Source organism: Veillonella nakazawae (genome assembly GCF_013393365.1).
In the GTDB taxonomy this organism is placed as follows: Bacteria; Bacillota; Negativicutes; order Veillonellales; family Veillonellaceae; genus Veillonella; species Veillonella nakazawae.
The window spans coordinates 530,001-543,217 of the sequence record NZ_AP022321.1 but is presented as its reverse complement, the minus strand read 5'-3'; the positions used below and the strand labels follow the sequence as shown (position 1 = coordinate 543,217).

Annotated in this window: 9 protein-coding genes, 3 tRNA genes and 1 riboswitch; of the genes, 3 read left to right on the top strand and 9 right to left on the bottom strand. The window is 38.8% G+C overall.

Annotated elements, in window-relative coordinates; translation table 11 throughout:
- Nucleotides 1-116: 116 nt before the first annotated feature.
- Nucleotides 117-2,123: an ABC-F family ATP-binding cassette domain-containing protein gene (locus tag VEIT17_RS02345; protein WP_178884587.1), complete on the bottom strand. Its 2,007-nt coding sequence runs from the start codon at nucleotides 2,121-2,123 to the stop codon at nucleotides 117-119.
- Between the two features lie 112 nt (nucleotides 2,124-2,235).
- Here VEIT17_RS02345 and VEIT17_RS02340 point away from each other — a divergent pair, with 112 nt between their 5' ends.
- Nucleotides 2,236-2,556 carry a hypothetical protein gene (locus tag VEIT17_RS02340; RefSeq protein WP_060924078.1) on the top strand — a complete coding sequence of 107 codons (321 nt, stop codon included), beginning with the start codon at nucleotides 2,236-2,238 and terminating at the stop codon, nucleotides 2,554-2,556.
- A 129-nt stretch (nucleotides 2,557-2,685) separates the two neighbouring features.
- On the opposite strand, the gene VEIT17_RS02335 is transcribed toward VEIT17_RS02340, so the two are convergent.
- The 6 genes from VEIT17_RS02335 to VEIT17_RS02310 form a co-directional block, all read right to left on the bottom strand.
- Complete coding sequence (locus VEIT17_RS02335; RefSeq protein ID WP_060924079.1) at nucleotides 2,686-3,849, bottom strand: MGDG synthase family glycosyltransferase; 1,164 nt, start codon at nucleotides 3,847-3,849, stop codon at nucleotides 2,686-2,688.
- An 82-nt stretch (nucleotides 3,850-3,931) separates the two neighbouring features.
- Nucleotides 3,932-4,231 carry a non-specific DNA-binding protein Hbs gene (locus VEIT17_RS02330; protein ID WP_005385694.1) on the bottom strand — a complete coding sequence of 100 codons (300 nt, stop codon included), beginning with the start codon at nucleotides 4,229-4,231 and terminating at the stop codon, nucleotides 3,932-3,934.
- Nucleotides 4,232-4,282: 51 nt separating this feature from the next.
- Entirely contained in the window at nucleotides 4,283-5,065 is a 783-nt protein-coding gene (gene mazG, locus VEIT17_RS02325) for a nucleoside triphosphate pyrophosphohydrolase (protein WP_060924080.1), read from the bottom strand.
- On the bottom strand, nucleotides 5,049-6,656 hold the full coding sequence (locus VEIT17_RS02320) for a putative polysaccharide biosynthesis protein (RefSeq protein WP_178884585.1): 1,608 nt from the start codon (nucleotides 6,654-6,656) through the stop codon (nucleotides 5,049-5,051). The genes mazG and VEIT17_RS02320 overlap by 17 nt, the downstream gene beginning before the upstream one ends.
- A complete protein-coding gene (gene mfd / locus VEIT17_RS02315) occupies nucleotides 6,653-9,949 on the bottom strand; it encodes a transcription-repair coupling factor (RefSeq protein ID WP_178884583.1) in 3,297 nt (1,098 codons plus the stop codon). Before mfd ends, VEIT17_RS02320 begins: the two co-directional genes overlap by 4 nt.
- 104 nt (nucleotides 9,950-10,053) lie before the next feature.
- Nucleotides 10,054-10,138: transfer RNA gene (locus VEIT17_RS02310), tRNA-Leu, on the bottom strand.
- A 479-nt stretch (nucleotides 10,139-10,617) separates the two neighbouring features.
- A riboswitch (cobalamin riboswitch) is annotated at nucleotides 10,618-10,789 on the bottom strand.
- Nucleotides 10,790-11,008: 219 nt separating this feature from the next.
- Between VEIT17_RS02310 and VEIT17_RS02305 the strand changes: the two genes are divergently transcribed.
- Together VEIT17_RS02305 and VEIT17_RS02300 are read left to right on the top strand one after the other, a co-directional pair.
- Nucleotides 11,009-11,284 carry a helix-turn-helix domain-containing protein gene (locus tag VEIT17_RS02305; RefSeq protein WP_060924083.1) on the top strand — a complete coding sequence of 92 codons (276 nt, stop codon included), beginning with the start codon at nucleotides 11,009-11,011 and terminating at the stop codon, nucleotides 11,282-11,284.
- A 12-nt stretch (nucleotides 11,285-11,296) separates the two neighbouring features.
- Entirely contained in the window at nucleotides 11,297-11,740 is a 444-nt protein-coding gene (locus VEIT17_RS02300; protein WP_105086476.1) for a hypothetical protein, read from the top strand.
- 157 nt (nucleotides 11,741-11,897) lie between these two features.
- On the opposite strand, the gene VEIT17_RS02295 is transcribed toward VEIT17_RS02300, so the two are convergent.
- Nucleotides 11,898-11,974, bottom strand: a tRNA-Arg gene (locus tag VEIT17_RS02295).
- A gap of 113 nt (nucleotides 11,975-12,087) precedes the next feature.
- A tRNA-Trp gene (locus VEIT17_RS02290) sits at nucleotides 12,088-12,163 on the bottom strand.
- Nucleotides 12,164-13,217: the final 1,054 nt, after the last annotated feature.

Below are 13,217 nucleotides of genomic sequence, written 5' to 3'. Positions count from 1 at the left end.
GGTAACGTTGTTATCGTTAATTGATGAAATTATACTATACATTGTGATTTTTATCAATAAATTTACATGTAATTCCTTTGCATAACAGATATTAAAAAATCACATGATACAAGGAATTATAGGCGTTCTTCTAATTCCATCCACCGTTCTGTGAGCGCATCTATTTGGGATTGAGTCTCTTCTCGCTCAGCCATCAAGGATTGCATCTTTTCATAATCAGTAGCAACTTGACTAATCATGACATCGAGCCCCTTTACTAAATGCTCTAATTTAGGTAACTCATCCATAATGTTAGCATACTCTGCTTCTTCCGCTTTATTGAGTCCCTTCTTCGGTGTTTCTTTAAAAGTATCTTCCCCAAATGTAGCCATATTACTATCACTACCATCTACCGAAGTACTTAATGATGAATCATCAGATCCAGTACTAGTTTCAGATTTGTTAGTTTTATCAGTTTTAGAAGCAATAGATGTATCAGTATTAGCCATGTAGAATGGGCGCTTTCCACCACTACTTTCATCTAAAGAATCCTTGTAATCGGAATAGGAGCCGTGAACAATTTCAATTTGACCATCACCACTAAAAACAAAGAGTTTGTCCACAACACGGTCTAAGAAGTAACGATCATGGCACACTGTGATAATGACCCCACTAAAGGAATCAAGGAAGTCCTCTAGCACCTCTAATGTAGGAATATCAAGATCATTGGTCGGTTCATCTAGTAATAAAACATTAGGAGCGCTCATAAGCAATTTCAATAGATATAAGCGACGTCGTTCACCGCCTGAAAGCTTACGAATCGGCACACCATGTAGCTCTGGTGTGAAAAGGAATCGTTCAAGAATCTGACCAGCACTCAACGTAGAACCATCGCCCAGAACCATATAGGAATGATCTTCGCGAATATAATCAAGAACACGCATATCTTCATCAAACTCTGGTAGTTCTTGTTTGAAATGGGCAATGCGAACGGTCTCGCCCTTACCAATAGTACCGTTTGTAGGTTCATAGGTTCCATCAAGAATATTCATAAAGGTAGACTTGCCAACACCATTAGGGCCTACAATACCAATACGATCATGACGCACTACATGGTAGGTAAAATCCTTAATCATAGGGCGCTCACCAAAGTAGAACTCTAAATGTTCAATATCAAAAATGGTTTTCCCTAAACGCGTTTTTAAAGCAATGGAATCCATTTGATCGGGACGTCTAGTTTTCTCCATATTCTTAAGTTTTTCATAGCGGTCTAAACGAGCCTTTTGTTTCGTCGTTCTCGCCAAAGCCCCACGACGTACCCATTCGATTTCTCGTTTCAAGAACTGACGGCGTTTCTCTTCCGTAGCGGCCTCGCGAGCCTCTCGATCAGCCTTCAAGGCAATAAATTCTTCGTAATTACCGTCATATTGATACATACGACGATTAGAAAGCTCTAAAATTCCATTACATACAGAGTCCAGGAAATATCTATCATGAGTACTGATTAATAGGCCTCCTTGGCGAGCACTTAAGTAGGACTCAAGCCAGTCGATACTATCTTCATCTAAATGGTTTGTCGGTTCGTCTAACAATAATAGGTCACAAGGATATAATAATGCCTGTCCTAACGCGAGACGACGCTTTTGACCACCAGATAACATAGCCACTTTTTGATCCATCTCAGGAAAGCCTAATTTAGTTAAAATAATACGAGCCTCTTGCTCTACCTGCCATCCATCTTGTTGATCCATTTGTTCTAACGCATTCATATAGTTACGCGATATTTTACTATCCTCGCTACCAGACTCTTGCATTTCACGATATTCACGACTAATGCGTTCAAAAGATTGCACCATCCGCAAACGAGGATGGTCTCCATCAAGAACAGCTTCTAGCAAAGTTGATTCTGGATCAAACTCTGGGGTTTGAGCCAAATAATGAATACTCGCCTTACCATTCCGCTCAATGCTACCCTTATCAGGCTCCATTTGTGCTGCCAAAATTTTTAGGAATGTAGACTTACCCGTCCCATTAATCCCTACAAGACCTAGCCGTTTGTCTGTGGTGAAAGTAATATTCACATCTTTAAACAGCAGTCGTGTGCCATATGATTTTTCTATATTTTGTAAACTAATAACGTTCATCGTATGCTCCTATTATGTCATTCTGTTATTTATTATACTACACATTACCATTGACAGTAACAGACGCCGTCAGTAGAATAAACGTAACGTATATATTCATGAGGAGGTCCACATGGCAGTAGATAGCGTTTTAGACTTTTATGAAACTATCAATTTTGAACTTATCGATATCGATGGGTATGATACATTATTTACAGAGCTCTTGGAAGATGGCACCTATGCAACTGTGTCCGATGATGACGGTCATTTGCCAGAGGATTTAGAGATGCCAATCGTATTCAATGTGTACGACGATAACGACTCCTTCCAATGGAGTGTGACCCTAGATGATTCCTACCAACTAAAAGACTTGTTGGACAGTGCTGAAAGCACAGATACATTCTTAGAAACACTTCAAAAAATTCGACAAGAACATATTGAACAATACCAATAAAGCAAAAGCGATGACCTAAGAGTCATCGCTTTTTATTTCATATAAAGCTACTAATATCTATATATTACTAATCTAGATATACGTTCATTATCAATAGCTAATTATATTCGTACTAGCCACTACAAGAGATTAGTTAATAGACTCTTCCGCCTTTACTAGTTCAACAGATTCGCCCGTATCAGTAGCATCTAGAATTTCAATTAAGCTATTTACGATATTCGCTGCACCATCAACATGCCATTCACGAGCGCGCTCAGACATCTGTTGAAGTCGTGGTGAATTGATAAGAAGGGCTGTCACAACATCTTCTAAGTTATGAATATCACGAGCCCAACGAGCACAACCTCGTTGTTCTAATAGCTCTGCATTAGCCTCTTCTTGCCCTGGAATAGCATTAAAGAACACCATAGGTAAACCAATTGTAACAGCCTCCATACAGGTTAATGCACCAGGCTTTGTTACCAGCAAGGAAGAGGATTTCATAAGCTCCGAAATATTCGTAGTATATCCATACACAATAGTCTTAGTACGCATAGATTCACTAAGGGTAACTAAGGATTCATAAAGAGATGTATTTTGACCGGCTACAACAGTAATTTCATCAATGCCATTAACTTCATCTAAGTGTTTTAATGCCGTTTCTAGAGAACCCAATCCAAGGCCCCCACCCATAACGAGCACTTTTATGGGTTCCTCTAAGCTATATTCTTCAATAGCATCACGGAAGAAGGCACGACGCACTGGAATCCCTGATACATGGATACGTGAGGCATCGATACCAGACGATACCATTTCATCTACCATCGATTCAGTAGCTACATAGTATGTATCAATTTGTGGATATAGCCAAAATTGATGACTACTAAAGTCCGTCATGATAGCCACTAATGGTACATCGATATGACCTTGACGTTTTAAGATAGACGCTGCACCACATGGGAATGGATGAGTAAATACCATCACATCTGGTTCTTCTTGTTGCACCAACTTAAGCATGCGGCTTTTCAATAGGTATGACAATGCAGTTTGTAAAATCGTACCTCGTTTTTCCCCTTTTGATACGCGATAAATCATATCATATAGCATAGGAAATACGTCAATCATCTTAATATATGTGCCCTTGATCAAATGCTCTACAGACATGGTTTCTGTATCAAGAAAGTCTACATGCGTTATGGACGCTTGTGGCTCTTTCTCTTTCCAATATTCTTCTATGGCTCTGGCGGCCTGCATATGTCCTGTCCCAATAGAAGCGGACACGATGAGAACCTTCCGTGATCTTTCGTTATTCATAGTACACCCTTTCTCTGTGCATTATACCATAAATAGACGAAAAAAAGAGACCTCGAAAGGTCTCTTTCCAATCCATTAAAGATTATTTTTTGCGTTTTTTAGCTTTTGCAGCGTTAACTTGTTCTTTCAAACCTTTACCAGCTTTGAATGCAGGGGATTTGGAAGCTGCGATTGTGATAGTTTTACCGTTTTGTGGGTTACGGCCTTCACGAGCTGCGCGTTCACGAACTTCGAATGTACCGAAGCCGATAACTTGTACTTTACCGCCAGCAGCTAATTCTTCAGCAACTGTGTCAAATACAGCTTTTACCGCTTTTTCAGCGTCTTTTTTAGTTAATTCAGTTTTTTGTGCAACACTTGCGATTAATTCTGTTTTGTTCATGACAGAACCTCCTTAAAAATACTATACCTAAGAAGTATGCAAACCTCTAGGCTACTTTTCCTGCACTTTAGCCTCCTCCCAAAAAGCATCCAGCTCAGCTAATGAAAAGTCTTCCCATGAGCGATCGCTTTGGTTAACACAAGCTTCTACATGTAAAAAACGCTGTCGGAACTTTGTGTTTGTGCGATTTAGTGCATTTTCACCGCTTATTTTATACCATCTTAATAGATTAATCAAGGAAAAAAGCACATCTCCCGCTTCTTTTTCCATATTTTCTCTATCTTTTTGGGCAATAGCCTCCTTAAATTCATCCATTTCTTCCGAAACTTTCGCCCAAACCGGATCGAGCTCATCCCAGTCAAAACCTAGCTTCGCAGCCTTTTCTTGCAACTTATAAGCCGCCACTAAAGCAGGTAAACTTTTAGATACACCATCTAATACAGATTTTTGTATATTTTTCTTTTCTTGTGCCTTTAATTCGTCCCAACTGTATGATTTTTCATTATTTTCAGGGTCAAAAACATGGGGATGACGGCGAATCATCTTCTGAGTCACATCATTAATTACATCTTCTAATGTAAACTGACCAGCTTCTTCAGCTAATTGACTGTGAAAGACAACTTGTAATAATACATCACCTAGTTCTTCGCGAAGATTAGCCATATCTTTATTATCGATAGCATCTACTACTTCATAAGTTTCTTCAATGAAATATCGACGCAATGATTCATGAGTCTGTTTTTGATCCCAAGGGCAACCATTAGGAGCTCGCAAGGCTTTTACTACATCTACTAATGGTTGTACCGATACAGGCTTATCAGTATTGTTCTTCATATAGTTTAGCCTCCTCCTTATCTCGGCGAGCTTGTAAGCGCTTGCCTATAACAGGGAAATGATACATATCAGCTTTTACAACGGCCTTTGTTAACCATAAGGATAAACCATATACAAATACAGCCACAATAATAGCCGCTGCCACTGCACCACCATTGCCGAATAACTCTACAGTAGTCACATACACTACCTGTGTAGCACCGCCCATAGCCATGGCAGACACTACAATTTTTAATAGCTCTAATTTATTAAGTACAGATCCTACATATTTTTTAACAAATATATAGTTTATGAGTGCCGCAATGGCAAAATTCAAATTCGTTGCCCATGCAGCACCATTAATGCCTAGCTCAATAGTACCTGTCAATTCATAGTCTAAGAAGGTCTTAGCCAACAAACCAATAAAAATGGCTATCATAGGAATAACAGTTCTGCCTAACCCTTGCAAGATGCCTGCTGTAATCTGTTGCCAACCTAAGAATATAATGCTCAAGCTAATAACAGCAATAACAGGACCTGCATGAGGCGTTGCATATATCAGTTTAGATATAGGTGTCGCCAACACACAGAGGCCGATACAGGCTGGAATAGTAAAGATATTTGCAATTTTAATGGCTGTTCCAGCGCGCTGCACAATACGATGCACATCACCTTGGGCATGCGCTTCCGATACAGCTGGTACAAGGCTAGCTGCTAAAGATGTAGTCAAAATAATGGGCAACCCAATCAACGATGTGGCCATCCCTGTAAGATAACCAAATTGTGTGGTCGCTTCATTGAGATAATACCCAATATCCATCAAACGTTTTGGCACGATAAATGTATCGATAAGGGATACCATAGGTAGCATAATATTGGCCATCGAAACAGGTATGGCCAAACTAAATAGTCGTTTGACTACAGAACTATTACTTTCACCAACAGCATTCGGATTCTGCTGTGCCAACATTTGCGCCCGTACACGACGTTGACGATAGTAAAAGTAAATTAATACGAGTAATCCCGCTAATACGCCAGGGAATGTAGCAAAGGTTGCACCACCAGCCGCTAAGTGTAACCCTCTATCAATGAAGTAATAGGCTAAGCCCACCATAGAGGATACGCGGAAGATTTGTTCAAAGACTTGGCTAGTCCCAGTAGGAACCATGTATTGGAAGCCTTGGAAATAACCTCTAAAACAACTCAAAATCGTAACGATAAAGATTGCTGGAGATAATAGCTGAATGGCGAGCAATGCACGAGGATCTGTAATAATATGAGAATCTATGAGCCACTGTGCACTACCATATAAAGCAACACTAAATACAAGGCCTAACAGCGTTAACACTTTTAAAGATACGGAAAACACTTGTTGTACGCCACGCATATCATCATTAGCTAGCTTTTCCGCAATCATAATAGATATGGCCACAGGAATGCCTGCAGCGGAAATACTAACGATAATTTGATAAATCGGATAGGCCATCATATATAGGCCAATCCCTTCACCACCGAGAACACGGGCAATAAGGACTTTACTGAAAGCACCGATAACTTTAACGATAATCCCAGCTAAGGTTAAAATCATAGCACCCTTTAAAAATCGATTCATAGGCCCTCCTTAGACGATGATTTCTGGCTAAGAGCCTTCATCACCGCTTCCGTAATGGTCAAAATAGAACCTTTCATGCCTTTAAGGCTCACATATAATGTGGCTGGCTTGGTGTCTGCAAATTTCATCTTCTTCCATAGATCTTCTCGTACAGCCCCCATATCCCAGTCGGCCATCTTAGAATCATCATGCCAATGGATAGTAAGCTGTTGATCTCTACGGACGATACTTTTAATGCCAAGTAAACGTGCTTGCTCTTTAATTTGGGCAATGCGCAATAATCGGTCTACTGGATCTGTTGGAGTACCGAACCGGTCGATGAGTTCATCGGTCATATCATCAAGCTGTTCTTTGGATTTAATATGTAACAACCGTTGATATACGGAGATCTTACGAGCGCTATCCTTGATATACGCATCGTCGATAAAGGCATCTACCTCTAAGTCGATAGCTGGATCGATGGATACTTCCCGTTCAACTTCTTTATTTTGAGCCTTCGCAATGGCTTCTTCTAACATACTTACGTACATACCAAAGCCGACGGATGCGATGTTACCATGTTGCTGCGAGCCTAATAAATTGCCAGCGCCGCGAATTTCTAAGTCGCGCATCGCCAATTTAAAGCCAGCACCGAGCTCTGTGAACTCTTCAATAGCTTTTAAGCGCTTTTCTGCCGCTTCAGAGAGCATTTTATCAGGACGATACATAAAGTATGCATAAGCCCGTCTACGAGAACGCCCTACACGGCCACGCATTTGATATAGCTGAGATAAACCTAAGCGGTCCGCATCATAAATGATGATGGTATTGGCATTAGGAATATCTAAGCCGGTTTCAATGATACTGGTAGACAATAATACATCATAATGGCCTTCATAGAAATCCGTCATAATTTCTTCAATTTGACGGCCCGTCATCTGACCATGAGCAATAGCATAGCGTAAACCAGGTAATGCTGCTTCTAATAACTCACCCATATGATTAATTGATGCAACGCGGTTATATACGAAGTAAACTTGTCCGCCCCGTGCCAATTCTCGCTTGATGGCATCAGCAACGATGTTCATATCATATTCCACCACATAGGTCTGAACCGGCAATCGTTCCTCTGGTGGCGTGTTGATAACAGACATCTCCCGAACACCTACAAGAGACATATGTAAGGTCCGAGGAATTGGGGTTGCACTCAAGGTGAGCACGTCAATATTACTAGCCCACTCTTTCCATTTTTCCTTTTGTGCTACCCCAAAGCGTTGTTCTTCATCAACAACAAGCATGCCTAAGTCTTTAAAGACTACTTTTTTATTAAGTAGTGAATGGGTTCCGATGAGAACATCGATAGAGCCATCCTCTACACCTTTTAGAACTTGTTTCTTCTCAGATGTACTGCGGAAACGATTGAGCACATCGACTTTGACTCCAAATGGAGCAAAACGATTCCAGAAGGTTTGGAAATGTTGCTGTGCAAGAACTGTAGTCGGTACGAGCACCGCAACCTGTTTGCCACTCATAACGGCCTTAAAGATGGCACGCATAGCCACTTCGGTTTTACCAAAGCCTACATCACCTGCCAGCAAGCGATCCATAGGAACAGGTTTTTCCATGGATGCCTTGATTTCTGCTGTAGCCTGTAATTGGTCTTCCGTTTCTTCATAAGGGAAGGCATCTTCAAACTCTTGCTGCCATGGTTGATCTGGCAAAAATGCAAAGCCTTCTGTAATTTCTCGTTGTGCATAGATCTCAACGAGCTTATCTGCCAAATCATCAATGGATTTTTTTGCCTTTGTAACAACCTTAGCCCAGTCACGACCACCCATCTTATGAATACGAGGCACATCACCTTCATTACCGATGTATTTTTGTAACTGATCTAAATTGTTTGCAGGTAAGAACAGTTTATCCGTTCCCGCATAAGCGATTTCAATATAGTCGCGATGAATGCCTTCCGTTTCTATCGTTTTAAGGCCAATATACTTACCAATACCATGCATGCTATGAACTACATAGTCACCTGGTGTTAAGTCCGTAAAGTAGTTGATTTCTTGGCCCTTTTTAGGCTTGTTGCGAAGCTTACGTTTTTGTTGTCCGTAAATATTGCCTTCTACAACAACTACGAGATGGCTATTAGGTAATTCAAAACCATCGGTCAATAAACCTTGCAAAATAACGACCGTATTAGGTTTTGCAATCCATTCCTCACTATGAACAAAGGCAATTCCTTCACCTTCAAGAGCTCGTTCAATACCTTCTCGTCGTTGTTGGTTATTTAATACCAATACAACTTGATGATTGAGGCGATGCCATTGCTTAATTTCATCTGTTAGGAGTGGAATTTGACGTTCAAAGCTCGTCATCGTTTTACCTTGAATACCGATTGGATTAAATCCAGGTAAACCGATAGAGCGTTGTTGCATAAATGTGAAAGCTACTTGATTTGTAGCCTCTACAGTACGTTGTAATTCACTCCAGTCGCAATGATTTTTACGATGTGTAGGATCTTCCTTAAGGAACTTCTTTAATGCTTCCTGGATACGACCGGGCTCATCATAAATGAGAGTCCCTTCTTTCACAAAGGATAATAAGGTACAATCTGCATCACTTTTACCAAGGAAGAACGGTGTCACCGTATACGAATCAATTTGTTCAATAGAACGTTGGTTCTCAACAGAGAAGAACCGCAATGTATCGATTTCATCGCCAAAGAACTCAATTCGTATTGGATGTTCACTATTAACAGGATAAATATCTAGAATATCCCCACGCACGGCAAAATGACCACGTTGTTCCACCTGGTCTACACGTTCATATCCAATTGTAACAAGCTGTTCAAGAGCTGTATCGCGTTCAATCGTATCATTCAAAGAAAAATGTAACGACTGGCCTTTTAAATATTGTGGAGATACTACATATTGTGTAACCTCTTCTGCATTCGCTATAACTACGGCAGGTTCTTGCCATGCTAGCAATGCTAAAGCACGCATTTGTGCACCTTGATCTTCAAGGCTACGAGCAGTCGTTGTAAACTCCACATTGTCAGTTATAGGAAATGATAGGACTGGGATATTAGGCCAGAAAAAGGCTAAATCTCGTTCCCACATCTCTTTATGGTCCTTATCATGGACTACGATAACTACGGGCTTTGTAAGGCCTGTAGCAAAAGCTTGGTTTAAGAGGAAACTCTTTTGAGATCCACTTAGACCATATATGACTGACTTTCCTTTCCGCTGAAATGCGTTTAGCCCATCCACAAAGGATGGGTTCTGTGAAAGCAGCTTAGTTAATGTATTATCCATACTGCACCATATAGTATTCATGATTGTTTAAATAAATAGTTCTAACTCATTTATTATAACATTTTTAGGCAAAAAAAATAGCACCTCAAAAGGTGCAATAAAGTTGGTGCGGGAGAAGGGACTTGAACCCCCACGCCGTAAGGCGCCAGATCCTAAGTCTGGTGCGTCTGCCAATTCCGCCACTCCCGCGTCTCAACTGAAATAATAATATCATGTATATAATTCATCGTCAATCATTTTTTTAGATTTAACTAAAATTTCATGTTGCCTCTAAAGTATCTACTATATAACTAATTAAATATCTGCTATATAACTAATTCTATTTTTCTTATTTTAACCTTACATATTGGTTATTATATAAATTGTAAAATGAAAAAGAGACTGACCCAGAATCCGAACTACTAGAATCCTGGGTCAGCCTCTTTTTTAGGATGATGATGAATAAATGCATGCCCTACATTTACCATAAAATATATTAACAGTCATAACGTATGTCATGCTGGTAATACCAAGAAGGTATTATTCACCATGACCATGCCATCGACATTTAGGTCTTTCGAATACAATCTAACTCATAAATGTTGAAGATTGTATAGAACTAAAAAATCCTTTTTACGGGTACGTAAAAAGGAGCTATTAACTTCTCCTCCCTATCTCTCGTAGGTCAAATGGTGAATGTTGAATAGGCAGTTCTCCTGACTCGGCGTCATCGCTTATCTAGCCTTCCCAGTTTCCCAGTGACTTAATTTAGACTCGCTCGACCATACAGTGGCGGGACCGTGCTGGCATTTAACCAGCTTCTCTATTATGCTTTTCAGCACCTATTCCCAAATATGATGTTTTCTATGAGTTAATATTAACACCGCTATCGTATTAAGTCAATTTATTTTTGTAATTTTATTTACAATTTTACTGTCCATTAATTTATACATATATAAACATGAGTTATACACTAGTTGGATATCTTCACGGCTTTTACTTTTTCATCTCTTATTCATCTATTGCCATATATGATATTTTTAATTACAATATAAAGGTATCTAAAAATAGGAGGAATCTATGTATATCGGAGATTTCATTAAAGAATATCGGGAAGCGAATGGTGTATCCATTGAAGACTTTGCCACAAAAGCAGGCTTAACAGTTACAGAAATTGAAGCCTTAGAAAATAACTTACAAGAAGATGGTACTGTAATACCAGTTGCGATGCGACAAATCAAAGGTATCGCCGCAGCTATGAGTGTACCAATGCCTGTAGTTATGGCTCAGATTCCTTCCGATCAAGAATTAGTTGTCCATGTAGTAGCTGAGTCTGATCAGCCCCATGCAAAGTAATAAGGAGAATAAATGAAGCGTAGTTTATTAATTGCAGCAGCTTTCACAATCTTAGGCATCCTGCCCTCTCAAGCAGTCAATATTGCTGACTTAGAGAATGCAAGAGGTTATGCCTACTTATATCGTATGAATGGTCAAAACTATTACGCAGAACAACGCGTTAAAGTTATCGCTGGTGAAGGTAATAAATTTGAAATTATCGGTCGCACCTATAGTCATCAAGGGGCTCAATATTATATGACAGAGTACATAAACCATTATTACTTTGATCAAGATGCCGATACAATTCAATGGGTCCAAGAACAACGTAATATTATCGATGCCCGTACAGGTAGAATATTACGTGAGGAAAAACGACCTAAAGCTAAATTGATTACGTTAAAACCAGATACTTATGGTTATATGCAAGCTATCTATTGGAGAGATCTTGCCGTAGCTGCAGGTCAGCTAAAATAATCTAAGCATTATCTAATTGGCAATTTTCAAAAGCTCGCCATATTAAGTATACATATAATAAAGGACTCTACTGATTAGAATGTAGAGTCCTTTTGATTATACTATTACTATAAGTAGATAAAACAAAAAAGCACCACAGTACTGTGATGCTTTAATTTGGTGACCCAGAAGGGATTCGAACCCCTGGCCTTTTGATTCGTAGTCAAACGCTCTATCCAGCTGAGCTACTGAGTCATGTACTAGGTACTCACTTATATTAACACAACGCTTAAATCGATGCAAGCATTTTTTTAATATTTTTTGAGTAATTTTATGGACATGCGGTCCGAAGACCGCAATCCAAAGTTTGGCAGGGGCAGTAGGACTTGAACCCACAACCAACGGTTTTGGAGACCGCTACTCTACCAATTGAGCTATACCCCTATGTTCATCAAGCTGTGCTTGATACTTGATTAGTTTAACAAAAAATAGACCCTATGTCAAGAAACAAAGAGCTTTAAAATAATGAAATAATAGTGAATTTAAAAGGAAAAGAGCCCTTTTTCAAGGGCTCTTATGTCTACCTAACTTTTACCTTTATATATACGGGAGATGGTATATATAATTAGAGAGTTTTGTATATGTATTGTTTTGTTTATACACAGGGAGAGTATTGTTGTGTATTTAAGTGTTGTTTTATGTGTTGTATTGTTTTGTGTTGTGTTGTTTGTATTATTTGTAAAAGGGACAGGTAAAAGTTATTTGCAGTAGACCTCCATTTCCTTAGTTGATCTCAATCAACTATTGCTAGTATATAGATTCTATGTGAAAACATAGTGAAAGTTTTATGAGATATATATGAAACGAGTAAATTTTGGTACATATTTAAACATTATAAATATAGCTATAAAACTAGTATTTACCTACACTTTTAGGTTTATATATATTTTTTTAATAAAACTATGCATGAATAGAATATGTAGTAGATAGTCATTATTAGAATTTATAATTAAAGCAAAATTTATTACATAAAGATGATTAATTAGAAAATTTGATTAAAGAATATCTTATGTACTGTTTTGATCAATCAAGTATTATGTATAGATATAGCCATTAAAATAGGAATATTTAAGTTATACTGTTGTTTTTATATCGCTAAGAAGTCTATACCTATTGAATAATATAACTAACGTTTACGGATAAATATTTAAAGTTAAAAATGAAGGATAATTGTATATTATAGATAAGTATGTATCGAGATATAGTGATACTTTAGTATTAAGCGATATATAATACTTAGAACGTAACGCTCAATATTTACATAATTTAGAGTTACTCAACGATTTTTTGGGTTCGGTAACATTGGCACGTTGTGCCGCGTTACCGTATGAATATAGTTTTCCTCCTACCACTAGCCGCAGCTTCCTATCAATCCTCACTGTGGATTTCCCTTCTCTGCTTCGCAGCTCGGTAAATCTTACGTTCGGAAGAAGGTGAT

Excerpts from the sequence above, each read along its gene's own strand:
- VEIT17_RS02345 (WP_178884587.1), bottom strand. The coding sequence starts at position 2,123 with ATGAACGTTATTAGTTTACAAAATATAGAAAAATCATATGGCACACGA.
- VEIT17_RS02340 (WP_060924078.1), top strand. The coding sequence starts at position 2,236 with ATGGCAGTAGATAGCGTTTTAGACTTTTATGAAACTATCAATTTTGAA.
- VEIT17_RS02335 (WP_060924079.1), bottom strand. The coding sequence starts at position 3,849 with ATGAATAACGAAAGATCACGGAAGGTTCTCATCGTGTCCGCTTCTATT.
- VEIT17_RS02330 (WP_005385694.1), bottom strand. The coding sequence starts at position 4,231 with ATGAACAAAACAGAATTAATCGCAAGTGTTGCACAAAAAACTGAATTA.
- mazG (WP_060924080.1), bottom strand. The coding sequence starts at position 5,065 with ATGAAGAACAATACTGATAAGCCTGTATCGGTACAACCATTAGTAGAT.
- VEIT17_RS02320 (WP_178884585.1), bottom strand. The coding sequence starts at position 6,656 with ATGAATCGATTTTTAAAGGGTGCTATGATTTTAACCTTAGCTGGGATT.
- mfd (WP_178884583.1), bottom strand. The coding sequence starts at position 9,949 with ATGGATAATACATTAACTAAGCTGCTTTCACAGAACCCATCCTTTGTG.
- VEIT17_RS02305 (WP_060924083.1), top strand. The coding sequence starts at position 11,009 with ATGTATATCGGAGATTTCATTAAAGAATATCGGGAAGCGAATGGTGTA.
- VEIT17_RS02300 (WP_105086476.1), top strand. The coding sequence starts at position 11,297 with ATGAAGCGTAGTTTATTAATTGCAGCAGCTTTCACAATCTTAGGCATC.